This window comes from Gelidimonas denitrificans, from assembly GCF_055694065.1.
The window spans coordinates 435,555-459,388 of the sequence record NZ_CM146350.1 but is presented as its reverse complement, the minus strand read 5'-3'; the positions used below and the strand labels follow the sequence as shown (position 1 = coordinate 459,388).

The window sequence follows — 23,834 nt, the reverse complement described above, 5'->3', positions numbered from 1 at the left end:
AGATCACTCGTCGCTTTCCTGACTGACAGTATTCGTATTTTTCTGAGCGGCTTCCAGCTCTTTAGCCTGGACCTGTTGCCACTGCGCTTCCGTCAGCCCATGACTGCCATCGCAGTAATCGCGACGGCCACAACCGCAGCGACCGATATCTTCTGAATTTGTCCGAACGCGCATTTGATATCTCCATGAAAAAGCCAATGATTATGCCGCAACCCAAGCTTTCAGGCATGGCGGCGCTGGCGCAAGGCGCCGATACGCTGCATTTCGAGCACCCTTCGCCGGTACCCGGATGCTGCGCGACGTTCTTGCTAACGCGTCCCATCCGGTTGAAAATAACTCCCATAGATGCGCCGCTGATTATGTTTTATTGACACAATTTAGCAGTCGTTTTTTGTTTTTAGTTAATGCGACAGAACATCGTTATTCTTGCAATTTTTCACCGCAGCGGCTGTTTCATAGGCGGTTTCTGCAAAAACAGTGCTCTTCTCTAGCAAACATAAGGGGCTAACAGATTAAGAAGGCATGGGCAGTCTGTAAATGCGGTATCAAGAATGGAGGCAGGACTATTTCCACCGAAACTGGATGCTCAACGAGACGCCTTATAGTTTCAAGGCAAGATTTGAAAACGGCAAGGTTAACACTGCCTAGATTTCCTGAAAAATCCCAAGTTCGGTAACTTTGTCCTATCTCAAATGATTGAGCCGCATTCTTGATTTATGGCGTATTTTTCCTAGACTTATTCCATAGTTCTTAAGTCTATTTCCAACCAACCAGTTAATTAGATGGTCAGGGCGTTCTGCAATGGCGGGCTTAGAGGAGACTTGCCGGGCTACGCATCCATCGAACGACCTTTCATGCGGGGTCGTTCCGATTATGTGGCGCCCCGCAAGAATTGATCACTCCGACGCCAAGCGATAAACGCACGTCGCCGAACGAATTAACAGTAACTTAACAGGCATTCCGATCGGAGATAATTATTATGTCCGTAACTACACCACCCGTCACGCAGCCTGCCGTTGCGGCGCAAACGCCGGCGGAACGGCTGTTTCAGCCCGTCAGACTGGGGCGCTACAACCTGCCTCACAGGATTGTGATGGCTCCCCTGACCCGCTCGCGCGCCCGCCAGCCTGGCAATATCCCATCTCCTCTCAACGCCAGCTATTATGCGCAACGTGCCTCGGCCGCATTGATCCTTACCGAGGCAACCCAGATATCGCAACAGGGACAAGGCTACGCCTGGACTCCAGGTATTCACAGCCGCGAACAGCTCGACGGCTGGAGGCTGGTCACCGGGTCGGCGCATGGAGCCGGCGGTTTGATCTTCATGCAGCTCTGGCACGTGGGGCGCATCTCCCATCCGACGCTGCAGCCCGACGGCGTGCTGCCGGTGGCGCCATCGGCTATCAAGCCCAGCGGCGAAGCGTTCATCGAAAACGAAAACGGCGAGGGCGCACTGGTTCCGTTCGTGACGCCGCGCGCCTTGCAGGCCGAGGAGATGCCCTACCTCGTACAGCAATACGTGCGTGGGGCCAAGAATGCGCTGGAAGCCGGCTTCGACGGCGTCGAGATTCACGCCGCCAACGGCTATCTGCTCGACCAATTCATCAATTCCAGCTCCAACCAACGCACTGACCAGTATGGTGGAGCGATCGAAAACCGTGCGCGGCTCCTCATGGAGGTGGTCGAGGCGGTCACTGAAATTTGGGGGCCGGACCGCGTCGGTGTACGCCTGTCGCCTCTCGGCACATTGAATGATGTGAGCGATAACGACCCCGAAACGACATTCGGTTATATCGCGGATAAGCTGAGTGACTACGGGCTCGCCTACCTCCATATCGTCAACCCGGCTGTCACTGCGTTCGAGAAAGGGACCGAACCCGATACTGGTGCGCTACGGATCCTCGCGCTGATGCGAGAAAAATACCGCGGTACGCTGATGCTGGCCGGCGGCTTCGACCTCGACACTGCCGAAGCTTGGCTCCAGCAGGGCAAGGCAGATTTGATCGTGTTCGGCCGCAAGTTTCTGGCCAACCCCGATTTACCTGAACGGTTACGCCTGCATGCCCCTTTGAATGCTGGCGATCCGTCCACCTACTACGGCGGCGGCGCCAAAGGGTACACCGACTATCCAACCCTCGCACAGGAGCGGGGCGAGAAACCGAAGCTCTGCGTGGACGAGAACTGGCGCTAATGCTGGCCCGAGCACCACGTTGATGGCAGGCCTCGGGCGACGATATCGCTTCCCGGTGAAAACAAGATAGCGTCGCGCATTCGTGCCAACCTAATTTTCAATTTCAAGCATTGACATTCACGACGAGTCGCCCCCGCACTTTCCCAGCGAGGATGTCTGGCGCTGTGATGAGCGTCTCGGCCAATGTGATTTCCTGCGTGATCGTCGCCAACTTCTCCAAATCCAATTCGTTAGCAAGCCGCTGCCACGCTGCCACACGCTATCAATCCCGATCAGCTTGACGCTGCGCAAAATGAAGGGCGCAACCGATGCCGGAAAATCCATGCCTTGGGCCAAGCCACATGCGGTGACCGTGCCGCCTCTGGCGGCGGCGACCGGCAAGCGCGTGCGCAAGTTGCCGATCAGTACCGACCTGCTCAAGGCGTAGTCATGCACAACCGACCAGCCAGTTCTGGATGCAGTAGGTAGCTGGGCCAATCCGGGCGACTTGAGCAATACAGCAAATCCCCCTAACTTGACTTACATCAAACATACGACCGCATGCGCAGAACCAAATGAAGCGCCGCTTGATCTTATTTATTATTTATGAAGCACCGCTTGGTTGTAGATATCGCCGCGCTGGCGGCGTAAATGAAGGAAAGTGACCACGAATCATATTCATGATTCAAAAGGCCAAGTTGCTCTTGTCGCTGACGCTAGCTCTGGCATCGGGCTCGCGACCGCAAAGGCATTTGCCGAGGCTGGCACCCGTTCACGCAGTGCCTCCCATTCCACAATCCAGGGAGTCTCACGATGACCGACTTCAATCCAACGCGACGAAACTTTCTCAAGGCGTCCGCGGCTGCCGGCGGTGCTGTTGCCACGACAAAACTTTTAAGCGATGCCGATGCTGCACCCGTTGAGCAAGCTGCAAAGCCGCCAGCGCCGGCAACCGTGAACGTCCTATTGCACGTCAACGGCACCGACCACCAGGTGATGATCGATCCGCGCACCTCGCTCCTTGACGCGCTGCGTGAACGGCTGCATCTCACAGGTACCAAGAAGGGATGCGACCAGGGCCAGTGCGGTGCATGCACCGTGATCGTCGACGGGCGCCGGATCACCTCGTGCCTCACACTGGCAGTGATGCAGGAAGGCCACGAAATCACGACCATCGAGGGCCTGGGAACACCGAGGAACCTCCATCCGATGCAGGCCGCCTTCGTGAAACACGACGGCTACCAATGCGGCTTCTGCACGCCCGGTCAGATCTGCTCGGCCGTAGCCATGCTCGAGGAGGTGAAGGCTGGCATCCCGAGCCATGTCACTGCTGACCTGACCCGCCGGCCGGAGTCCACATCTGCCGAGTTTCGCGAGCGCATGAGCGGCAACATCTGCCGATGCGGCGCCTACTCCAACATCCAGGAAGCGATTGCCGAAGTCGCGGGAGTGAAATTATGAAATCTTTCACATATGAAAGGGCTGCCTCGCCCGCCGAAGCCGCTTCCGCGGCGGCCCGCACCAAGGGCGCCAAGTTCATTGCCGGGGGCACCAATCTTCTCGACCTGATGAAGCTGCAGATCGAGACGCCGACACACTTGATCGACGTCAACGACCTCGGGCTCGACAAGATCGAGCCAACGCCGGGAGGCGGACTCCGGATCGGTGCACTTGTCCGCAACACCGATCTCGCGGCCGACTCGCGTGTGCGGCGCGACTATGGTGTGCTGTCGCGCGCACTGCTCGCCGGCGCCTCCGGTCAGCTGCGCAACCAGGCGACTACGGCAGGCAACTTGCTGCAACGCACCCGTTGCCCCTATTTCTACGACACCAACCAGCCGTGCAATAAGCGGCGGCCCGGCAGCGGTTGCGGGGCGATCGGCGGCTTCAGCCGGCAACACGCCATTGTCGGTGCAAGCGATGCCTGCATCGCGACGCACCCGAGCGACATGGCGGTCGCGATGCGCGTGCTCGACGCAGCGGTGGAAACCGTGCGTCCCAACGGCTCGGTGCGAGTCATTCCGATTGCCGACTTCCACCGGCTGCCCGGCAACACCCCACACATCGAGGACGCCCTGGAGCCCGGTGAATTGATCACCGCAGTGACGCTGCCGCAGCCGGCCGGCGGCACCCATGTCTATCGCAAGGTGCGGGACCGGGCTTCCTACGCCTTCGCGCTGATCTCCGTCGCCGCGATCATGCAACGCGATGGGACCGGCCGGGTGGCGTTGGGCGGCGTGGCGCACAAGCCGTGGCGCGTGGAAGCTGCCGAGCGCGACATGCCTCGTGGCGCGAAGGCGGTCGCGACCATGCTCCTCGCCGATGCACGCACGACACATGACAACGCATTCAAAGTTCTCCTGGTGGAGCGCACGCTTGCCTCCATCCTCTCGGAAGCAAAAGGCTGATTCATGAAATTTGACACTCCCGCCACCACCAATCCCATCGACCAGCTTAAGGTTGTCGGCCAGCCCGTCGACCGCATCGACGGGCCGCTCAAAACAACCGGGACCGCACCCTACGCCTATGACCGACACGACGTGGTGACCAACCAGGCCTATGGTTATGTCGTGGGCTCAGCCATCGCCAAGGGCCGCATCGTTTCGATGAACCTCGCGGCCGCCAAAGCCGCTCCAGGCGTGATCGCTATCGTCACCGCTGGCAACGCCGGAAAACTAGCAAAAGGCAAACGCAATACCGCGCTGCTGCTGGGCGGCCCCGAGATCCAGCACTACCACCAGGCCATCGCGCTGGTCGTGGCCGAGACCTTCGAGCAAGCGCGCGCGGCGGCCCATCTGGTGCGCGTCGACTATTTACGAACCAAGGGAGCATACGACCTTGCGTCGGCCAAGGATTCGGCGCCGGTGGCCAAACGCTCTTCTGGCGGTGGAACTAATGAAACTGCGGTTGGCAACTTCATCGACGCTTTCGCCTCGGCGCCTGTCCAGCTCGACGCGACTTATTCAACGTCGAACGAGTCACACTCGATGATGGAGCCGCACGCCACTGTTGCCGCCTGGGATGGCGATCAGCTCACACTCTGGACTTCCTCGCAGATGGTCGCCTGGAGCGTAGAAGACATGGCGCGCACGCTCGGCATGCCCAAGGAGAAAATCCGCGTCATGTCGCCGTACATCGGTGGCGGCTTCGGCGCGAAACTATTTTTGCGCTCCGACATCCTGCTGGCCGCCCTCGGCGCGCGTGCAGCCCACCGGCCCGTCAAGGTTTCCTTGTCGCGCGCACTGATACCCAACAACACCGTTCATCGCGCGGCGACGATCCAGCGCCTGCGTGTCGGTGCCACGCAGGATGGCAAGATTACCGCTATCGCGCACGAAAGCTGGTCGGGCAACCTGCCCGGCGGCGCGCCCGAGGCTGCAGCGGTCCCGGTGCGATCACTTTACGCCGGGGCCCACCGCATGACCGCGAACCGGCTCGCCGTGCTGAACCTGCCTGAGGCGAACGCGATGCGGGCACCCGGCGAAGCGTCCGGCATGGCGACGCTGGAGATCGCGATGGACGAGATGGCCGAGAAGCTCGGCATGGATCCGATCGAGTTCCGTATCCTCAACGACACGCAGGTCGTGCCGGACTTTCCGGGAAAGCCGCCGTCGCAGGATCCACAGCCCCTGGTCCCCAGGGAAAAGCCGAATCCCCATCCGCCGTTCTCGCAACGGCAACTGGTCGAGTGCTTCCGAGTAGGCGCCAAGCGCTTCGGTTGGAACAAGCGCGACCCACGGCCGGGCCGGGTGCGCGAGGGGCGCTGGCTCATCGGCATGGGCGTCGCCTCTGCCTTGCGGGACAATTTGCTCACCAAGTCTGCGGCGCGCGTGCGCCTGGATCGGCGTGGCATCGTGACGGTTGAGACCGATATGACGGACATTGGCACCGGCAGCTACACGATCATCGCCCAGACCGCAGCCGAGATGATGGGAGTGCCGCTCGATAAGGTCGTGGTGCGCCTGGGGGACTCGAGCTTCCCAGTGTCCTGCGGCTCAGGTGGCCAGTGGGGCGGCAACAACTCTACCGCTGGAGTCTATGCCGCTTGCATGAAGCTGCGCGAGGCTGTCGCGCAGAAAGCCGGATTCAGTGCGAGCGATGCCGTCTTCGCGGGCGGCCAGGTCCACTCGGGATCCCGCAGCATTACGCTCGCCGAGGCGGCCGGCGATCGGGGCCTCGTTGCGGAAGACTTCATCGAATACGGCGACCTTGACAAACAATTCCAGCAAGCGACCTTCGGCGCGCATTTCGTCGAGGTCGGCGTCGATGCCGCGACGGGAGAGACGCGCGTGCGGCGCATGCTCGCCGTCTGTGCTGCGGGGCGCATTCTCAATCCCAAGACCGCGCGCAGCCAGGTGATCGGCGCCATGACAATGGGCGTGGGCGCCGCGCTGATGGAAGAGCTCGCGGTGGACAAGCGCTACGGCTACTTCGTGAACCACGACCTCGCCGGCTACGAGGTGCCCGTGCATGCGGACATCCCGCACCAGGACGTGATCTTCCTGGGCGAGACCGATCCGATCTCGTCACCCATGAAGGCGAAGGGTATCGCCGAGCTCGGCATCTGCGGTGTCGCAGCAGCGGTTGCGAACGCGATCTACAATGCCACCGGCGTGCGGGTGCGCGACTATCCGATCACGCTCGACAAGCTGCTGGATCGCTTGCCGCCGGTGGCCTGACGGTACAGGCCCATGCCAACTTTAAAAGTGTAGTTATGTACAGCGCCGACCAGCAAGTTCTGGATGCAGTAGGCCGCTGGGCCAATGCGGGGCATCGTTTCGCATTGGTCACTGTGGCTCGCACCTGGGGCTCGGCACCCCGCCCCGCAGGATCGTGGATGGCGTTGCGGGATGACGGTCAGGTACAGGGATCGGTTTCCAGCGGCTGCATCGAAGCCGAACTGATCGAGCGCGTGCTGAACGGTGGATTCGAATCGACTGTGCCCTTGCTGCTCAAGTACGGGGTTACCCGGGACGAAGCCCACCGCTACGGCCTGCCCTGCGGCGGCACCATGGAGTTGGTGATCGAGCCCTGTCCCGAGCTCGCTGCGCTGGAAGAGCTCGGCGAGCGGATCGCTCACGGCCAACTGGCCAGACGCAGCATCTCCATCGGCCAGGCCGGCGCCTCGATTGCTGCGGGTTCGGCGGCAGATGCATTGACTTGGGATGGCCGCACGCTAACCACACTGCATGGCCCGGCCTGGCGCTTGCTGATCGTCGGCGCCGGTCAGACTTCCACCTATCTCGCGCAGATGGCACAGGCGCTGGACTATCAGGTTTTTATCTGCGATCCGCGCAGCGAATATGCCGTGGAGTGGGACGTGCCGGGCACGACGCTTTTGACTTGCATGCCGGACGATGCGCTCATCGAGTTGAGTCTCGACCCGCACAGCGCCGTCGTCGCTTTAACGCATGATCCGAAACTCGACGACATGGTGCTGCTGGAAGCGCTGAAGTCACCCGCCTTCTATGTCGGCGCCCTGGGCTCGACTCTCAATAGTCAGCAGCGCCGCGAGCGGCTGCTTCAGCATTTCGACCTGTCGCAGGCCGAAGTCGACAGCCTGCACGGACCGGTAGGCCTTCCCATCGGAAGCCGCACGCCACCGGAGATTGCCGTCGCCATTCTGGCCGAGATGATCGCGGTCAGAAACGGGGTATGGAGGAAAGATGGAATGCCTACTACGCGTACACCTGACCAAGCTGGCTGCAGCGTCGCATAAAGGCAAACCGTGACGCGAGGGATAGTCGGAGTTCTCCTTGCCGCCGGCGCTGGCACCCGGTTTGGTGGCGACAAGCTTATGTATCGGCTGCCCGATGGCACACCGATTGCGGTGGCCGCCGCCGCCAATCTGCGGCCCGCCTGTGAGCGCATGGTGGCCGTCCTGCGGCCTGACCATGACGAATTGGCCACACTCCTGACAGCGGCGGGTTGTGAAATCATCTGTTGTCCCGAAGCCGATGGAGGCATGGGGCATAGTCTGGCCGCCGGTGTGCGAGCCACGGCTGATGCCCCCGCCTGGATCGTTGCCTTGGCCGATATGCCTTTCATCGCCAGCGGCAGCCATCAAGCGGTTGCAATCTGCCTGCAAGCAGGAGCAAGCCTCGCGGCCAGTCAATATCAAGGGCGGCGGGGACACCCGGTTGGATTTTCCAGGGAATGGTTTCCTCAATTGGCTGCCATGACGGGCGACCAAGGCGGCAAAGCCATCCTGGATAAGCATCGACAGAATTTGATCCTGTGCCCGGTTGACGATCCCGGCGTCGTTTTGGATATCGATCGCAAGGAGGATCTGAGAGACATTTTTAAATTCGATAGAAAGTTTTAAGTGGCAGCTTTGCGCTTTGTAAAACTCCCGTCCTGCACAACAGTGATGAAGGCAATGAGGCCATTGAAATTATCGAATGGCATCAGGAAAAACACGGTGTGCCCGCTCACAGAACGTGGCGCAAACTGCATCTGGCGGTTGATGAAAACCACCAGATTCTGGCCTGTGAACTGACGACACCCGAAGTGGGGGACCCTACGGCAGTGCCTGACTTTCTGGCGCAAATTGACACCCAATTTGATACCTTCATGGGCAATGGGGCATACGATGGAGAACCGGTATCGCAAGCAGTATTGACCCAGCACCCAGAGGCCCAGGTGGTTGTGCCACCGCACAAAACAGCAGTACGTTCCGTCGCAGGAGACACGCAGCGCGACGTGCACATCCGTGCCATTGAATAATACGGGCGAATCGGGTGGCAAAAGAAGACCGACTATGGCTTGCGCAGCTACATTGAGCTGGCCATCCAGCGCTACAAAGGCATCATCGGCAACGGCATGAAAGCACGCGCTTTGCCACAGCAAAAGTCGGAAGCATGGGTCAGCGTGTCCGCACTGGACATGATGATCCGTCTTGGGATGCCCGTGCCGGTAAAAATCTAAAAATAGTCGAGAAATGGGGCGTTTCAACTAATTTTTGATTTATTCAACAACGCCCCTTAAGTCTGTGAATACAGATGCTCTGCAGAAATCATAGAGAGACAGAATTTTGACGAAAAAAAACCCACTTAAAAAAGTGGGCTAAATCCAATTTAAGCAGAGATTAGGGCTCAGAATAACCGAAGCTTTTGCTTGATAGTTAATGTCTCAGACCTATATCCCCTGATTATCACTTCACAATCATTTTTGCATCCATACCGGGATGAATTTCACATTCAATTTGGTAAGTTCCTGGTTTGACATCGGCCGTCCATTCCACCATGGTTACACTATTTTTCGGGGTATACACAGTTTTAATATTTGCCGCTTTACTGCCGAACACATGGTCTTCCGGGTCTTGATTGTCAATCGCAAATTTAACCTTTGCACCGCTCTTTACGGTTATCGGGGGCGGAAGGAATGTTGTTCCCTTATAGGTAATCTTAACCGCACCCTTCATGTCTTTCATATCATGTCCGGTCGAAACATCTTGTTTCGGTGCAGGTACACCAAAAGCAGTATAAGGAACGAATTGAATTTCGTGAGGCATGGCTTCCATTGGAATTTCGGCAATAAGTTTACCGTTCTCTGTATTCCATACTTGAACACCTTCAACCGGCTCTCCCCCCAGCAAATATGGATAACGCGTTGTATCCATTCCATGATTTAAAGTCCAGAGCTCCTTACCATCGGGACTAAGTCCTGTATGTGCTGGAATAACAGTACCTTTAGATTCCCAGATTTTTTCATAGGTTGTTGTATCAATTTTAAAAATATGATCTTTATAAGTGGCGACATACGCGAATTTACTATCCGGACTGATGCTAATGTGGATAGGGCCATCTTCGAAAGGGATTTTTTTAATAACAGTTAATGTTGCAACATCAATGACATTAACTTCTTTATAACCAATACCTGCTAACCATACATGTTTTCCATCAGGAGTTAAATTAACCCCGTGCGTTGGGCCAGGTACGTCTATAAATTTCACAATCTCGTTCTTTTTCCAATCAAGAACAGCTACTTTTTTTGCTTTGTCGACCGTGATGAATAGATAAGGGGAATCAATCGCTTTGCCGTCCCAATACATGCTCGGGGAAATATAGTCAGGACCTTCGCCGACCTCAATATCTTTAATTTTAGTCATGGTAGCCGTATCAATGACCGAAATATTGCCTCCGTATTGGTTAGCAACATACATGTACTTATCATCAGGAGAAAGTGCGGAGTGATGAGAGCCTTTCCCCGCTTTAACACGCGCTACTTCTCTCAATGTAATAGGATTATATTCAACCAGCCATGACACATCATAATCATACCCAACTACGGTAAACATTCTTTTAAAGTCTTTGGTGAAAACCATCGCATGTGCATCGCGGAGATTTGGATATTTGGTTTTATCTGTCCGCTCGTTAAATTTACCTTCCGTAGTAAGCGCGGTCACAACATGATGGAACTTGGCATCAACAACAAAGAGTTTGTTACTTGAGCCTCCACCTATTACGGCAAGACCTGGCCAACCAAGGGTACCCCCTGCAATTTGTTTTTCAAATGCAATACTGGGATCGGCAACTTCAGTAGATTTAACTACTGGAGCTGGTGTACTTGCTGCAGGCACATCTGCTTTCGTATACCCTGTTGTCAGAATAGAAAACATTCCTATTATTGAAGCTAATAGAACAGATTTTATTTTAAGGTTTCTCATTTGCATATCTTTTCAAAAATTTTGCACGTCCAGATAAGTTACTAAATGCATGTTATTTTTATATTCAATAAAAATTTCCTTTTCTGATCCACGCTTCCGATTTTACAGCTCAGTCAGACCATGATCACGATATTTAGTTTCTGCCAGCCAACGACCTACTCCAGATGCTCTGGCGCAGCGCAATGACCCAGCGCGGTTCAATACATATGTGTATCTTTATGATATTTTTTATCCGGCTTTGCGCTTAATGTCAGGCGTGCTCGAATTTTAAGTGCAACATTTTTTATGAAAAGATGTTGAATGCGAAAAAATACAATTACATCACGCTGAAAGATCGTGCGTTGATTCAAACGCAGCTGCAGCAGGTTTGAATCGTCATCGCTCGTGTATCACACGCGATCTTGCCCGCAATGGTTGGAAGACATCTTCTGCCACCAGATCCGTCGGGCGTGCGCCGATTGCACGGCTATTCCTCCAGTCGTGCCAACGTGCGCGCATGAACGAGCCCCGTCCACCTGTGCCACGAAACCATTTATCAAGCGATTTACATGATGCCCAAGGGCGAACTGCGCACCGACACGATTGCGTTGCTGCATTTCGGCCACAACAAACGCCGCCCACGCACACGTGGGGTCGACCGGCGCGGGCAGATTCCCAACATGACCAGCATCGATCAACGTCCTGCCGAGATTGTGGAACGTTTGATGCCGGGGCATTGGGAGGGTTACCACATCAAAGGTAAAGGTAACCGTTCTCAAATCGGTACCTTGGTCGAGCGCACCCCCGCTCCATGACCAATACCTCGCAGATGTTCTTGGCTTATGTCCGTTGGTCATTTGATGCGTTTGCCCTGTCCCCTCCCCCTTGCGTTTGTCAATCTGCCACTGGTGCTGTTCGATAGTTCGGTAAAGGCGGGGTTTCCCTCTTCTGCTGCGGACCATGCCCAGAAGCGCATGAGGGTGTCCGCGTGTTCGTGTATGGCCGGCCGATCAGCATGCGCCTGTCCTACGATGGCTTGTACGCGCTGGCCAAACACACGATGCAGCAGGACCCACTGTCGGGCAATCTGTTCGCTTTCATCAACCGGCGTGCCAACCAAATCAAGGTCCTGTACTTCGGTGTGTCACGAACACGGGCGTGAGTCCGTGATGCTGTACTAAAGATGGGAGTACGCCTCCCGAAGTCGGCTTGCAGGAGTGGGCTTCAAACCGCCCGGTGCTGCTGCGCTCCAAAAGGCGTAGTGGTGAGAGACAGTGGAAAAGGCATCGTCAAAGATGTCAGGTACGTATTGAGAAGATGAGCGAAAGCGAACCGTGCGTTTTTCGCGGCAAACTGGACACCCATTCCGCGATATGTCATGAACGTCAAAAAAAAATTAATGCGACAGAACCTCTAAGCATGTTTCGTGTCCGATGGGTTAAAGCCAGGACGCGATTTCCCGATTTTACGTAATATTGGGCTTCAATGATTAGGAAAATTATATGAAAATGCAAGATCTTGCCGGAAAAGTGGCCGTGATTACCGGTGCTTCGAGTGGTATCGGAGAGGCCGCGGCGCGCCTTCTGGTGCAGGAAGGTGTTCATGTGGTGCTGGCCGCTCGGCGTCGTGAGCGCCTGGACTCGCTCGCGAACGAGCTTGGGAATGCAGCGTCGATCATCGAGACCGACGTCGCCGACAAGACTCAGGTGACAGCGCTTTTTGATCAGGTGCGAGCGCGTTTCGGGGGCCTCGACCTCCTCTTCAACAATGCGGGCCTGGGCATCAACGCCAGATTCGAGACGAGCGACCCCGACGATTGGCGCCAAATGATCGACGTGAACCTGTACGGCGTTCTTCATTGTACGCAGGCGGCTATTCCGCTAATGCGCGGCCGCCCGGGCGCAATGATTTGCTCCGTTTCCAGTGTAGGGGGGCGCTACGGCGTCGAAAGCTGGTCGGTCTACAGCGCAACTAAGTTCGCCGTGGTCGGCTTTCACGATGCCCTGCGCAAGGAACTCGGTCCTGACCGTATTCGCGTGTCAGTGATCGAACCTGGTGCGGTATGGACTGAATTCGGGCAGAACGTCAGCCAAGCCCTGGACGACAGGCGTACCCAGCTCGAAGCATTGGCAGCCGAAGATGTCGCCCAAGCGCTCGTCTACGCTTTCGCTCAACCCGCCAATGTGCTGGTTGAAGAAATCCTTTTGCGTCCCGTATTGCAAGTTGCACCCTAATTGTGGCCGTTGCTGATTGCGATCAGGACGCGTGGGACTAATCTGGGCGGCGTGGGGCTGGTATCAGTGATCCGAGTCGGTCCCGACTTTCTCAGCGCCGTCTGTCCTGCCGCAACTGAGGTCAGTTGCCAAGGGCGTTGTTGAATAGGTAAAATTTTGGCCAAAGCTTTAGATTTTTACTGAGACCGGCATGCTTGGATTTGTCATTTTATAGAGCAGACGCACTGAGCGGATCCGGAACCGCGGTGTGGACACCCACTTCCGACGTGGGGAGGTTCGCCAAAATGGGATGATTTGCATCGGCCCAATGATCGAGGCTCAAGGGCGGCTGGGCTTGGCAGGCCGCCACCGGTTACGACCAGCGCGCGTTGGTTTGAGACTGTCGTGGGCTGATACAAGGCGTTGATCGGTGCGTGTCTGTGTGCGCTTGCGGCTCCACGCACCGAGACAGCCATCGGGGGTGACGGCGCTCCAGCGCCCGAATTCCATACGTGGTGAGCGCCAACTCGGATAGACCACCATCGGGCTAAGGCGAAAAACGTCCCACAACGCAGCTTCACCCGGGCTTTTTACAGAATCGGTCGGTGCGGCGATCGAGTATCGGTCCGTCAATCGGCTCCGGCTTTCCTCGGGAAACACAGCGGGTGGTGGCTGCACTACCGTCAATCCTTTGGAAAATCGGTGGCGAGGCCCGCGTCACGCCAAGCCTCGACCTCGGCCAGAGTTGCTTTCAGTTTGTTCACGACCGCATCGACGCCCCATGCGCCGAGGACCAGATGGCGCGGCGGATTCGTGCTCTCGGTGATCTGGATCATGGCCTCGGCCGCCCGTAACTATCCCAAATAGCGCGGTTTTGAAGTTTTCTATTCTCCCGTTTTTCGTCAAGAAGGATGCGCGGGGAAAGGCGCGAAGGGCCAAGCCCGTAGCGAATTTTCCCGCGCGCCGACTCAGCACGGCTCGTCAGCCGATGTTTCCTTGCCACCTTTGCGGGCTTGTCGGCGCGCCTTGATGCGCGATTTTGCCGCCATGCTGTTGTGCTGGAACCGGTACGAATCATTGCCGGTCTCGACGATATGGCAATGATGGGTAAGTCGATCCAGCAATGCCGTGGCCATCTTGGCGTCACCAAATACACTCGACCATTCGGCAAAGCTGAGGTTGGGAAACAGGGGCAAGATCAGTTGCACTTCAGACTTAAATTCACGCGCTCTCGAACAGATTAAAAAAGCCTCCCGCCGGAAATTCCGGCGGGAGGCTTTTTCTTGACTGCTGCGGTGCTTACTTCTTGCGCATCGGCGGCAGGTCGGTGCAGACGCCTTCGAACACTTCGGCGGCCATCCCAATCGATTCGCCCAGGGTCGGGTGCGGATGGATGGTCTTGCCGATGTCGGTGGCGTCGGCGCCCATCTCGATGGCCAGCGCGATTTCACCGATCATGTCGCCGGCGTGGGTGCCGACGATGCCGCCGCCGACGATACGGTGGGTTTCGGCGTCGAACAGCAGCTTGGTGAAGCCTTCATCGCGCCCGTTCGCCACCGCACGGCCGGAAGCGGCCCACGGGAAATGGCCTTTTTCAAGCTTGATGCCCTTGGCTTTGGCTTCGTCTTCGGTGATGCCGACCCATGCCACTTCGGGGTCGGTGTAGGCCACCGATGGAATCACGCGAGCGTCGAAATGCGACTTCTCGCCGGCCGCCGCTTCCGCCGCCACATGCGCCTCGTGCACCGCCTTGTGCGCCAGCATCGGTTGCCCGACCAGGTCGCCGATGGCGAAGATGTGCGGCACGTTGGTGCGCATCTGGCTGTCGACGTTGATGAAGCCACGCTCGCTGACGGTGACGCCAGCCTTGTCGGCGGCGATCTTGCTGCCGTTCGGGCTGCGCCCGACTGCCACCAGCACCATGTCGTACAGTTGCGGCTCCGGCGCAGCGACGCTGGCATCCGCGCCTTCAAAGCTGACTTTGATGCCTTCCGGCAAGGCTTGGATGCCAACGGTTTTGGTCTTCAGCATGATCTTGTCGAAGCGTTTTTCGTTGAATTTTTGCCATACCTTGACCATGTCGCGATCCGCGCCCTGCATCAGACCGTCCAGCATTTCGACCACGTCGATGCGCGCACCCAGGGTCGAATACACGGTTGCCATTTCCAGGCCGATGATGCCGCCGCCGATGACCAGCATGCGTTTGGGCACCTGGCGCAGTTCCAGCGCGCCGGTGGAGTCGACGATGCGCGGGTCGGCTTTTTCGGCGCCTTGCACGAACGGCAGGTTCACCACGGAGGAGCCGGCGGCGATGATCGCCTGCTTGAACTGCACTGTCTTTTTGCTGCCGTCGGCGGCCGTGACTTCCAGATGATTGGGGCTGACGAACTGGCCGACGCCTTGCTGCACATTGACCTTGCGCGCCTTCGCCATGCCGGCCAGACCGCCGGTCATCTTGCTGACGACTTTTTCCTTGTAGCCGCGCAGCTTGTCGATATCGACCTCGGGCTGGGCGAAAGTGACGCCGTGCGCGCTCATGGTTGCCGCTTCATCGATCACCGCAGCCACGTGCAGCAAGGCTTTGGACGGGATGCAGCCGACGTTCAGGCAGACTCCGCCCAGCGTTGCATAACGCTCGACCAGCACGGTCGCCATACCCAGATCGGCAGCGCGGAAAGCGGCGGAATAACCGCCCGGCCCGGCGCCCAGCACCAGCATGTCGCATTCGAGATCGACTTTGCCGGCGTAGCTGGAAGCCGCAGGTGCAACTGGCGCGGCTGGTGCGGCGACTTTTGCGGGAGCTGCTGCAGGTGCAGATTCAGCGACGGCGGCAGCTTCGGTCGCTTCCAGCATCAGCAGCAGCGAACCTTCCTTGACCTTGTCGCCGATGTTGACCTTGATTTCCTTGATGACGCCGGCATGGCTGGAAGGAATCTCCATGCTGGCTTTGTCGGACTCGACCGTAATCAGCGATTGATCGACCTTGATCGTATCGCCCGGCTTGACCATCAATTCGATGACTTCCACTTCCTTGAAGTCGCCGATATCCGGGACTTTGACTTCTATTAAACTCATGGCTTTGGCTCCGTTCTAGCCTTGCCGCGTGCGTCACGTTGCGCATGCGGCAAGGCTGGGATGGGAAAACGGGTTCCACTGTATTAACAGCAAACCCGTTCTACAACTGGCCTCCCGCTTGGGGAGGAACCGAATCACTGCATTGCAAGACTGGCGATATGGCTTACAGCAAGGTTTTGCGCATGTCGGCCAAAACGTCCGCCAGATACACGCTGAAGCGCGCACCGGACGCGCCATCCACGACCCGATGGTCATAGGACAACGACATCCCCATGATCAGTCGCGGCGCGAACTGCTTGCCATCCCAGACCGGTTTCATCGATGCTTTGGACAAGCCCAGAATGGCGACTTCCGGCGCGTTGATGATCGGCGTAAAGAACGTGCCGCCAATACCGCCCAGTGACGAGATGGTAAAGCTGGCGCCTTGCATGTCGGCCGGCTTGAGCTTGCCCTCGCGCGCTTGCGCAGAAAGCTCACCCATTTCAAGCGCAATTTGCGAGATGCTTTTTTGATCCGCGTTTTTAATCACCGGCACCATCAGGCCGTTTGGCGTATCGGCGGCAAAGCCGATGTTGTAGAACTTCTTGAGAATCAGATTCTCGCCCTTTGCATCCAAGGAAGAATTAAAGGCAGGGAATTTTTTCAGTGCCGCAATGCTGGCCTTGATGACGAAAGCCAGCATGGTCAACTTGATGCCTGATTTTGCCAGCGTAGCATTGGAAGACTTGCGGAATTCTTCCAGATCGGTAACGTCTGCTTCTTCGAACTGCGTCACATGCGGGATCATCACCCAGTTGCGATGCAGGTTCGGGCCGCTGATTTTCTTGATGCGCGACAAGGGCAGCAATTCGGTGCCGCCGAACTTGCTGAAATCGAGCGACGGCCACGGCAGCAGATCCAGACCGACGCCGCTACCAGCACCAACCGGCGCGGCAGCAGTACCGATTGCGCCCGACATCACGCCCTTGACGAAACTGCGCACGTCTTCCTGCGTGATACGGCCTTTCGGGCCGGAACCGCCGACACGCGCCAGCTCCACGCCCAGTTCGCGGGCAAACTTGCGAATCGACGGCGAGGCATGCGGCTTGCTGCCGCTGGTTTGCACTGGTGCCGGGGCGGCTGCAACTGGTGCGGGCGCTGGCGCAGCTTCCTGCGCAGCAGCGGCAGCGGGTTTAGCAGCTTCGGCAGATTCCGCAGATTTGGCAGGTGTGGCCGCTGCAGCTGCAGGGCTGGCTGCTGCAGCGGCCGGTGCTGCAGCAGCATCAGGAGCAGCCGCTTCCATCATCAACAGCAACGAACCTTCTTTTACCTTGTCGCCGATGTTGACCTTGATTTCCTTGATGACGCCGGCATGACTGGAGGGAATCTCCATGCTGGCTTTGTCGGACTCGACTGTAATTAGCGATTGATCGACCTTGATCGTATCGCCCGGTTTAACCATCAATTCGATAACTTCAACTTCCTTGAAGTCGCCGATGTCCGGCACTTTGACTTCGATTAAACTCATAGCGCTGTCTCCGTTTTACCCTCTGCGCGAGGCAAAGGATCGGTGTGAATAGGGGCTTGCACCGCAAACCCATGTATTGAAAGTGCGCTCTCAGCGAGCGCACTTTATGGGGTTGCCAGGTTACTGCGTTACCGGATTCGGCTTGCTCGGATCAATGCCGTATTTGGCAATCGCCTGCGCCACTACGGAAGTTGAAATCGCACCATCTTCCGCCAGCGCCTTCAATGCCGAAACCACCACATAGTAACGATTCACTTCGAAGAATTCACGCAATTTGACCCGCGAATCGGAACGGCCAAAGCCATCGGTGCCCAGCACTTTGTAGTTGCGCCCTTTCGGCATGAAGGCGCGGATTTGCTCGGAAAACAGGCGCATGTAATCGGTCGATGCGACGATCGGGCCTTGCGTGTCTTGCAGCAATTGGGTCACGTAAGGCAAACGCTGCTCGTCAGTCGGATGCACCATGTTCCAGCGCTCTGCGTCCTGGCCTTCGCGTGCAACCAGTGTCAGCGATGGCGCAGACCAGACATCGGCTGCGACGCCCCAATCGTCTTTCAGCAATTCGGCGGCAAAGATCGATTCGCGCAAAATGGTGCCGGAGCCGATCAATTGGACCCGATGCTTGGCATCCTTGTCGCCTTCCTGCAGCAGGTACATGCCTTTCAGAATTCCCTCTTCCTGGCCTGGCTTCAAACCTGGGTGAGAGTAATTTTCGTTCATCAGGGTGATGTAATAGAACACGTCTTCCTGTTTTTCGATCATCCGCTTCAGGCCATCGTGAATGATGACGCCGACTTCATGCGAGAAGGTCGGATCGTACGGCAGGCAATTCGGAATGGTCGCCGCCAGCACATGGCTATGGCCGTCTTCATGCTGCAAGCCTTCACCATTGAGCGTGGTGCGCCCGGCAGTGCCGCCCAGCAGGAAGCCGCGTGCGCACATGTCGCCGGCAGCCCAGACCAGGTCGCCCACACGTTGCAGACCGAACATCGAGTAGAAAGTATAAAACGGCAGCATCACGCGATTGTTGGTCGAATACGAGGTCGCAGCCGCAATCCACGAGCACATGCCGCCCGCTTCATTGATGCCTTCCTGCAGAATCTGGCCGGCCTTGTCTTCGCGGTAGTACATCACCTGGTCTTTATCGACCGGCTCATACAACTGGCCTTGCTGATTGAAAATACCGATCTGGCGGAACAAGCCTTCCATCCCGAAGGTGCGGCTTTCATCGACCAGAATCGGCACCACGCGTGGTGAAAGAACCGGGTCGCGCAGCAGCGTGGCGATGATGCGGACATACGCCTGGGTGGTCGAAATCTCGCGTCCCTCTGCTGTTGCGTCGAGCACGTTCTTGAACGCACTCAATTCAGGGATAGGCAGCGTTTCATCGGCCTGCACGCGGCGCTGTGGCAAAGAGCCGCCCAGCGCTTTGCGACGCTCTTTCAGATAAATCATTTCCGGCGCATCGTCGGCCGGTTTGAAAAATGGGATTTCAAGCAACTTGTCGTCGGGAATCGGAATCCCGAAACGGTCGCGCATCGCACGGATCGCTTCATCGTCGAGTTTCTTGGTCTGATGGGCGGTGTTGCGCGCTTCGCCGGATTTGCCCATGCCATAACCCTTGACGGTCTTGACCAGCAATACGGTCGGCTGACCCTTGTGCTCTTGCGCTATTTTGTATGCGGCATAGATTTTGTGCGGATCATGGCCGCCGCGCGTCAAATGCCAGATGTCGTCATCGGTCAGGTTGGCGACCATCTCCAGCAATTTCGGGTCCCTGCCGAAGAAATGCTTGCGCACATAGGCGCCATCCTTGGCCTTAAAGTTCTGATAATCGCCATCGACGGTTTCCATCATCACGCGCTGCAGGATGCCCTCCTTGTCCTGCGCCAGCAATGCGTCCCAGCCGGGGCCCCAAATGACTTTGATCACGTTCCAGCCGGCGCCACGGAAATCGGCTTCGAGTTCCTGGATGATTTTGCCGTTGCCGCGCACCGGGCCATCGAGCCGCTGCAAATTGCAGTTGATAATCATCACCAGATTGTCGAGCGTTTCGCGCGCAGCCATGCCGATAGCACCCATCGATTCCGGCTCATCCATCTCGCCGTCGCCGCAGAACACCCAAACCTTGCGGTTATCGGTTTTTGCAATTCCGCGCGCATGCAGGTATTTCAGGAAACGCGCCTGATAAATCGCCATCAGCGGACCCAGACCCATCGATACGGTCGAGAATTGCCAGAAATCCAGCATCAGCTTGGGATGCGGATAAGAAGACAGGCCATTGCCATCGACTTCACGCCGGTAATGCAGCAACTGTTCTTCGCTCAAGCGTCCTTCGAGGAAGGCGCGGGCGTAAATCCCGGGCGACGAGTGGCCCTGGAAGTAAATCAGGTCGCCGCCGTGATCTTCGGTTGGCGCATGCCAGAAGTGATTGAAGCCGATTCCCAGCATGTTTGCCAACGAGGCAAAACTGGCCAGATGGCCGCCGAGGTCGCCATCGAGGCGGTTGGCCTTGACCACCATTGCCATCGCATTCCAGCGCATCCATGAGCGCAGGCGCTCTTCAATTTCCAGATCGCCCGGACAGTGGGCTTCAAGGTGCTGCGGAATGGTATTGACGTAGGCGGTATTGCTGGAAAAAGGAATCTGGGCCCCACGGCGGCGCGCCAGATCAACCATGCGCTCCATCAAATAGTGGGCGCGTTCCGGACCCTCATGCTCGATAACGGCTTCGAGCGCATCGAGCCATTCCTGGGTTTCCATAGTATCGGGGTCAATGGCGGCTTGCGCCAAGACTTGATCAAGCTGAGCTGACATTTTTGTCTCCTGGTTTGAATCTCAACCCGACTTGACATCGCAGTTGAGCGGTATCTGCTAATAATTTACGGTCATCTTTCGTATAAGCGCAAGTATTCTATCAGCAGTTTTTAATTTTCCAAATAGCGAGATCGTTTTTTATAATGTGAAATTATGTGGCAAAGCAACACATCTAAAAAAATAATATGGCAGGGTCAATAAACGCAACGTGCATAGCAATTTTGCACCGCAACAAACCAAGTCCCACACTCGTACTACAGCGATCGTAACCATATTAATTGCCGGATTTAAAGCGCTGCCGGGATGGCTTTATTTGCGGCACAACGTAGCTAAAACACATCTAAAAACGGCGACCCCAGTTCCGGCCCGGTGCGCTGCCGGCATCGATTCTCTAAATTCGGCAGGCTATAATCGTGTTTTAAATCGAACTTATTTGACGCACATCATGGCTGCCAAACTCATAGACGGAAATCTTCTCTCCAAACAGCTGCGCGGCGATGTCGCCCTGCGCGCCGCCGCCCTCACCGCCCAAGGCCGGCAACCTGGCCTGGCCGTGATTCTGGTTGGCGAAAGTCCGGCGTCGCAAGTATATGTGCGCAACAAAGTCAAAGCCTGCGAAGACAGCGGCATCCATTCGGTAATGGAGAAATACGACGCCGACCTGAGCGAAGCTGCCTTGCTGGCCCGCATCGACGCCCTCAACCACGACCCGAAAATCAACGGCCTCCTGGTGCAATTGCCGCTACCGCCACATATAGATACCAACAAGGTGATCGAAGCCATCGCTGCGGACAAGGATGTGGACGGTTTTCATGTCAATAACGCCGGCCTGCTGATGACCGGCCAACCGCTGTTTCGCCCCTGCACGCCGTATGGCGTGATGAAGATGCTGGAATCGATCGATTATCCGGTGCGCGGTGCCAATGCAGTCGTGGTCGGCGCCTCCAACATCGTCGGCAAACCGCAGGCGATGCTGCTCTTGCAAGCCGGTGCGACTGTCACCATCTGCAATTCCAAGACCCGCGATCTGGCATCCCACACCAAAAACGCCGATATTCTGGTGGTCGCCACCGGACGCCGCAACATCGTGACCGCCGACATGGTCAAACCCGGCGCGGTCGTGATTGACGTCGGCATGAACCGCGACGATCAAGGCAAATTGTGCGGCGATGTTGATTTCGCCAATGTGAAAGAAGTGGCCGGCTACATTACCCCGGTGCCAGGTGGCGTCGGACCAATGACCATCACCATGCTGCTCGTCAACACGATCGAAGCGGCGGAAAGAAGCTAAAAACCATGAATGCTGCACCCGACACCACACCACTTGACAGCGCCGGCACCGGCAATAATCCGCTGCTGGATTTCTCCGATCTGCCGCGCTTTGACGCCATCAAATCCGAGCATGTGACGCCGGCCATCGACGCGCTGCTGGCGCGCAGCCGCGCAGTGATCGCCCAGTTGGAAGCGCCGATGCAACATGTCAGCTGGAACGATTTCATCGAACCGCTGGAAAACACCACCGAACAACTGGGACGCGCCTGGGGCGTAGTCGGCCATTTGAACGCGGTGCTGGATACGCCGGAGTTGCGCGCCGCCTACAACGAAAACCAACCAAAACTTACCGAATTCTGGACTGGCGTAGCGCAAAATATCGCGCTGTTCGACAAGTACAAGGCGCTCAGGAACGGCCCCGACTTCGCCACCTATTCCGCTGCGCGCCAGCGCATCATCGACAACGCGGTGCGCGATTTCCGTTTGGGCGGCGCCGATCTGCCGGAAGACAAGAAAGCCCGCTTCGCTGCGATTCAGGAGCAGCATTCGGCACTGTCGACCAAGTTCTCCGAAAACGTGCTGGACGCCACCAATGACTACGCGCTGTTCATCGAGGATGAAACCGAACTGGCCGGCTTGCCGACAGACGTGATGCAAGCCGCGCGCGCTGCCGCCGAGCAAGATGGCAAGCCGGGTTATAAATTCACGCTGCATTTCCCGTCGTATTTTCCGATCCTGCAATTGGCCGACAACCGCGCGCTGCGCGAAACGATTTACCGCGCCAATGCAACCAAAGCGTCCGAACTGGGCGTCAAGCCGGAATGGGACAACACCCAAATCATCATCGACATGCTGAAATTGCGTGCCGAAGAAGCGCAACTGCTGGGTTACCAAAATTTCGCCGAAGTATCGCTGGTGGCGAAGATGGCGCAAACGCCGCAGCAAGTGATCGATTTCCTGCAGGATCTGGCGCAGCGCGCCAGACCGTTTGCGGAAAAAGATCTGGCCGAGGTCCGCGCTTTCGCCAAACAGGAACTGGGCCTGGATACGATGGAAGCGTGGGACATCACCTACGCCTCGGAAAAACTGCGCGAGCAGCGCTACGCGTTTTCGGAACAGGAAGTAAAACAGTATTTCCCTGAGCCGAAAGTGACTGCCGGCCTGTTCCGGCTGACGCAGACGCTGTATGGCGTGCAGATCAAGCCGGATACAGCGCCGGTCTGGCACAAGGATGTGCAGTTTTTCCGGATCGAGAAGGACGGCAAGTTGATCGGCCAGTTTTATCTCGACCTGTATGCCCGCAGCGGCAAGCGCGGCGGCGCCTGGATGGACGATGCGCGCGGCCGCCGGCGTCAGGGCGACACGCTGCAAACCCCGGTGGCTTACCTGACTTGCAATTTTTCCAGTCCGGTCGGCAACAATCCGGCCCTGTTCACGCATGACGATGTGAGCACGCTTTTCCACGAATTCGGCCACGGCTTGCATCACATGCTCACGCAAGTCGATGAACTCGGCGTGTCTGGCATTTCCGGCGTCGAGTGGGATGCGGTCGAACTACCGTCGCAATTCATGGAAAACTTCTGCTGGGAATGGGACGTGCTGCAACACATGACCGCGCACGCAGACACCGGCGCTGCATTGCCGCGCGCGCTGTACGACAAAATGATCGCCGCCAGGAATTTCCAAAGCGGCCTGCAGACGCTGCGCCAGGTCGAGTTCTCGCTGTTCGACATGCACCTGCATTTCGATCACGATGCCACCGGCAGCCGCTCAGTGCAGGATGTGCTCAATGACGTGCGTGAAAAATTTGCGGTCCTGGTGCCGCCCGCATTCAACCGGTTCCAGAATTCCTTCAGCCATATTTTTGCCGGCGGGTATTCAGCCGGCTACTATAGTTACAAATGGGCTGAAGTGCTGTCGGCCGATGCCTACGGCGCGTTCGAAGAAGCCAGAGCCGACAAGTCAGGCCATGGCGACGCTCTTGAAGCAGAAACTGGCCGCAAGTTTCAGGCCGAGATTCTGGCCGTCGGCGGATCGCGTCCGGCGCTGGAATCGTTCAAAGCCTTTCGCGGCAGGGAACCCAGCATCGATGCATTGCTGCGCCATAGCGGCATGGCCTCCTGAAACCAGCTA

20 protein-coding genes and 3 pseudogenes are annotated in these 23,834 nt (G+C 57.2%); 14 read left to right on the top strand and 9 right to left on the bottom strand.

Going from position 1 to position 23,834, the window contains the following annotated elements; genetic code table 11:
- Nucleotides 1-3: 3 nt before the first annotated feature.
- Nucleotides 4-174, bottom strand: a complete 171-nt coding sequence (locus tag FKCLFG_RS02225; RefSeq protein WP_472614616.1) for a hypothetical protein — start codon at nt 172-174, stop codon at nt 4-6.
- An 11-nt stretch (nt 175-185) separates the two neighbouring features.
- Here FKCLFG_RS02225 and FKCLFG_RS02220 point away from each other — a divergent pair, with 11 nt between their 5' ends.
- Together FKCLFG_RS02220 and FKCLFG_RS02215 are read left to right on the top strand one after the other, a co-directional pair.
- On the top strand, nt 186-371 hold the full coding sequence (locus tag FKCLFG_RS02220) for a hypothetical protein (protein ID WP_472614615.1): 186 nt from the start codon (nt 186-188) through the stop codon (nt 369-371).
- Between the two features lie 608 nt (nt 372-979).
- On the top strand, nt 980-2,191 hold the full coding sequence (locus tag FKCLFG_RS02215; RefSeq protein WP_472614614.1) for an alkene reductase: 1,212 nt from the start codon (nt 980-982) through the stop codon (nt 2,189-2,191).
- Nucleotides 2,192-2,294: 103 nt separating this feature from the next.
- On the opposite strand, the pseudogene FKCLFG_RS02210 reads toward FKCLFG_RS02215, so the two are convergent.
- Nucleotides 2,295-2,551: pseudogene (locus FKCLFG_RS02210) on the bottom strand (oxidoreductase); the annotation flags it as partial.
- 432 nt (nt 2,552-2,983) lie between these two features.
- On the opposite strand from FKCLFG_RS02210, the gene paoA reads away from it, so the two are divergent.
- The 7 genes from paoA to FKCLFG_RS02175 are packed head-to-tail and all read left to right on the top strand — an operon-like array spanning nt 2,984 to nt 9,097.
- A complete protein-coding gene (gene paoA, locus FKCLFG_RS02205; protein WP_472614613.1) occupies nt 2,984-3,631 on the top strand; it encodes an aldehyde dehydrogenase iron-sulfur subunit PaoA in 648 nt (215 codons plus the stop codon).
- Nucleotides 3,628-4,578, top strand: coding sequence for an FAD binding domain-containing protein (locus FKCLFG_RS02200; protein WP_472614612.1), 951 nt, complete (start codon nt 3,628-3,630; stop codon nt 4,576-4,578). The genes paoA and FKCLFG_RS02200 overlap by 4 nt, the downstream gene beginning before the upstream one ends.
- A 3-nt stretch (nt 4,579-4,581) precedes the next feature.
- Entirely contained in the window at nt 4,582-6,849 is a 2,268-nt protein-coding gene (gene paoC / locus FKCLFG_RS02195) for an aldehyde oxidoreductase molybdenum-binding subunit PaoC (RefSeq protein ID WP_472614611.1), read from the top strand.
- Nucleotides 6,850-6,884: 35 nt separating this feature from the next.
- Nucleotides 6,885-7,889, top strand: a complete 1,005-nt coding sequence (locus tag FKCLFG_RS02190) for an XdhC family protein (RefSeq protein WP_472614610.1) — start codon at nt 6,885-6,887, stop codon at nt 7,887-7,889.
- 9 nt (nt 7,890-7,898) lie between these two features.
- Nucleotides 7,899-8,495, top strand: coding sequence for a nucleotidyltransferase family protein (locus tag FKCLFG_RS02185; protein WP_472614609.1), 597 nt, complete (start codon nt 7,899-7,901; stop codon nt 8,493-8,495).
- A gap of 32 nt (nt 8,496-8,527) precedes the next feature.
- Nucleotides 8,528-8,896, top strand: a complete 369-nt coding sequence (locus tag FKCLFG_RS02180; RefSeq protein WP_472615770.1) for a transposase — start codon at nt 8,528-8,530, stop codon at nt 8,894-8,896.
- 39 nt (nt 8,897-8,935) lie between these two features.
- Nucleotides 8,936-9,097, top strand: a complete 162-nt coding sequence (locus tag FKCLFG_RS02175; protein ID WP_472614608.1) for a hypothetical protein — start codon at nt 8,936-8,938, stop codon at nt 9,095-9,097.
- Between the two features lie 226 nt (nt 9,098-9,323).
- Here FKCLFG_RS02175 and FKCLFG_RS02170 read toward each other — a convergent pair whose 3' ends face one another.
- Nucleotides 9,324-10,838 carry a cupredoxin domain-containing protein gene (locus FKCLFG_RS02170; RefSeq protein ID WP_472614607.1) on the bottom strand — a complete coding sequence of 505 codons (1,515 nt, stop codon included), beginning with the start codon at nt 10,836-10,838 and terminating at the stop codon, nt 9,324-9,326.
- 512 nt (nt 10,839-11,350) lie between these two features.
- Between FKCLFG_RS02170 and FKCLFG_RS02165 the strand changes: the two are divergent.
- From FKCLFG_RS02165 to FKCLFG_RS02155, 3 genes and pseudogenes are all read left to right on the top strand, one after another.
- Nucleotides 11,351-11,620, top strand: a pseudogene (locus tag FKCLFG_RS02165) (IS30 family transposase); the annotation flags it as partial.
- Nucleotides 11,621-11,805: 185 nt separating this feature from the next.
- A complete protein-coding gene (tnpB, locus tag FKCLFG_RS02160) occupies nt 11,806-11,979 on the top strand; it encodes an IS66 family insertion sequence element accessory protein TnpB (protein ID WP_472614606.1) in 174 nt (57 codons plus the stop codon).
- Between the two features lie 340 nt (nt 11,980-12,319).
- Nucleotides 12,320-13,051, top strand: coding sequence for an SDR family oxidoreductase (locus tag FKCLFG_RS02155; RefSeq protein ID WP_472614605.1), 732 nt, complete (start codon nt 12,320-12,322; stop codon nt 13,049-13,051).
- A 318-nt stretch (nt 13,052-13,369) separates the two neighbouring features.
- On the opposite strand, the gene FKCLFG_RS02150 is transcribed toward FKCLFG_RS02155, so the two are convergent.
- From FKCLFG_RS02150 to aceE, 6 genes and pseudogenes are all read right to left on the bottom strand, one after another.
- Nucleotides 13,370-13,663 carry a hypothetical protein gene (locus FKCLFG_RS02150; RefSeq protein ID WP_472614604.1) on the bottom strand — a complete coding sequence of 98 codons (294 nt, stop codon included), beginning with the start codon at nt 13,661-13,663 and terminating at the stop codon, nt 13,370-13,372.
- 50 nt (nt 13,664-13,713) lie between these two features.
- Nucleotides 13,714-13,866, bottom strand: coding sequence for a hypothetical protein (locus FKCLFG_RS02145; RefSeq protein WP_472614603.1), 153 nt, complete (start codon nt 13,864-13,866; stop codon nt 13,714-13,716).
- Between the two features lie 132 nt (nt 13,867-13,998).
- Nucleotides 13,999-14,211, bottom strand: a pseudogene (locus FKCLFG_RS02140) (ATP-binding protein); the annotation flags it as partial.
- 118 nt (nt 14,212-14,329) lie between these two features.
- Entirely contained in the window at nt 14,330-16,105 is a 1,776-nt protein-coding gene (lpdA, locus tag FKCLFG_RS02135; protein ID WP_472614602.1) for a dihydrolipoyl dehydrogenase, read from the bottom strand.
- A gap of 163 nt (nt 16,106-16,268) precedes the next feature.
- Nucleotides 16,269-17,612: a dihydrolipoyllysine-residue acetyltransferase gene (gene aceF / locus FKCLFG_RS02130; protein ID WP_472614601.1), complete on the bottom strand. Its 1,344-nt coding sequence runs from the start codon at nt 17,610-17,612 to the stop codon at nt 16,269-16,271.
- A gap of 120 nt (nt 17,613-17,732) precedes the next feature.
- Nucleotides 17,733-20,429: a pyruvate dehydrogenase (acetyl-transferring), homodimeric type gene (gene aceE / locus FKCLFG_RS02125; RefSeq protein WP_472614600.1), complete on the bottom strand. Its 2,697-nt coding sequence runs from the start codon at nt 20,427-20,429 to the stop codon at nt 17,733-17,735.
- A 445-nt stretch (nt 20,430-20,874) separates the two neighbouring features.
- Between aceE and folD the strand changes: the two genes are divergently transcribed.
- Nucleotides 20,875-21,720: a bifunctional methylenetetrahydrofolate dehydrogenase/methenyltetrahydrofolate cyclohydrolase FolD gene (gene folD / locus FKCLFG_RS02120; RefSeq protein ID WP_472614599.1), complete on the top strand. Its 846-nt coding sequence runs from the start codon at nt 20,875-20,877 to the stop codon at nt 21,718-21,720.
- Between the two features lie 5 nt (nt 21,721-21,725).
- On the top strand, nt 21,726-23,825 hold the full coding sequence (locus tag FKCLFG_RS02115; protein WP_472614598.1) for a M3 family metallopeptidase: 2,100 nt from the start codon (nt 21,726-21,728) through the stop codon (nt 23,823-23,825).
- Nucleotides 23,826-23,834 lie beyond the last annotated feature (9 nt).

What these genes read in the sequence shown, in the direction of transcription:
- FKCLFG_RS02200 (WP_472614612.1), top strand. Translation starts at nt 3,628, where the DNA reads ATGAAATCTTTCACATATGAAAGGGCTGCCTCGCCCGCCGAAGCCGCT.
- FKCLFG_RS02115 (WP_472614598.1), top strand. Translation starts at nt 21,726, where the DNA reads ATGAATGCTGCACCCGACACCACACCACTTGACAGCGCCGGCACCGGC.
- FKCLFG_RS02190 (WP_472614610.1), top strand. Translation starts at nt 6,885, where the DNA reads ATGTACAGCGCCGACCAGCAAGTTCTGGATGCAGTAGGCCGCTGGGCC.
- FKCLFG_RS02225 (WP_472614616.1), bottom strand. Translation starts at nt 174, where the DNA reads ATGCGCGTTCGGACAAATTCAGAAGATATCGGTCGCTGCGGTTGTGGC.
- paoC (WP_472614611.1), top strand. Translation starts at nt 4,582, where the DNA reads ATGAAATTTGACACTCCCGCCACCACCAATCCCATCGACCAGCTTAAG.
- lpdA (WP_472614602.1), bottom strand. Translation starts at nt 16,105, where the DNA reads ATGAGTTTAATAGAAGTCAAAGTCCCGGATATCGGCGACTTCAAGGAA.
- FKCLFG_RS02215 (WP_472614614.1), top strand. Translation starts at nt 980, where the DNA reads ATGTCCGTAACTACACCACCCGTCACGCAGCCTGCCGTTGCGGCGCAA.
- paoA (WP_472614613.1), top strand. Translation starts at nt 2,984, where the DNA reads ATGACCGACTTCAATCCAACGCGACGAAACTTTCTCAAGGCGTCCGCG.
- FKCLFG_RS02155 (WP_472614605.1), top strand. Translation starts at nt 12,320, where the DNA reads ATGAAAATGCAAGATCTTGCCGGAAAAGTGGCCGTGATTACCGGTGCT.
- aceF (WP_472614601.1), bottom strand. Translation starts at nt 17,612, where the DNA reads ATGAGTTTAATCGAAGTCAAAGTGCCGGACATCGGCGACTTCAAGGAA.
- FKCLFG_RS02145 (WP_472614603.1), bottom strand. Translation starts at nt 13,866, where the DNA reads ATGATCCAGATCACCGAGAGCACGAATCCGCCGCGCCATCTGGTCCTC.
- folD (WP_472614599.1), top strand. Translation starts at nt 20,875, where the DNA reads ATGGCTGCCAAACTCATAGACGGAAATCTTCTCTCCAAACAGCTGCGC.
- aceE (WP_472614600.1), bottom strand. Translation starts at nt 20,429, where the DNA reads ATGTCAGCTCAGCTTGATCAAGTCTTGGCGCAAGCCGCCATTGACCCC.
- FKCLFG_RS02220 (WP_472614615.1), top strand. Translation starts at nt 186, where the DNA reads ATGAAAAAGCCAATGATTATGCCGCAACCCAAGCTTTCAGGCATGGCG.
- FKCLFG_RS02170 (WP_472614607.1), bottom strand. Translation starts at nt 10,838, where the DNA reads ATGAGAAACCTTAAAATAAAATCTGTTCTATTAGCTTCAATAATAGGA.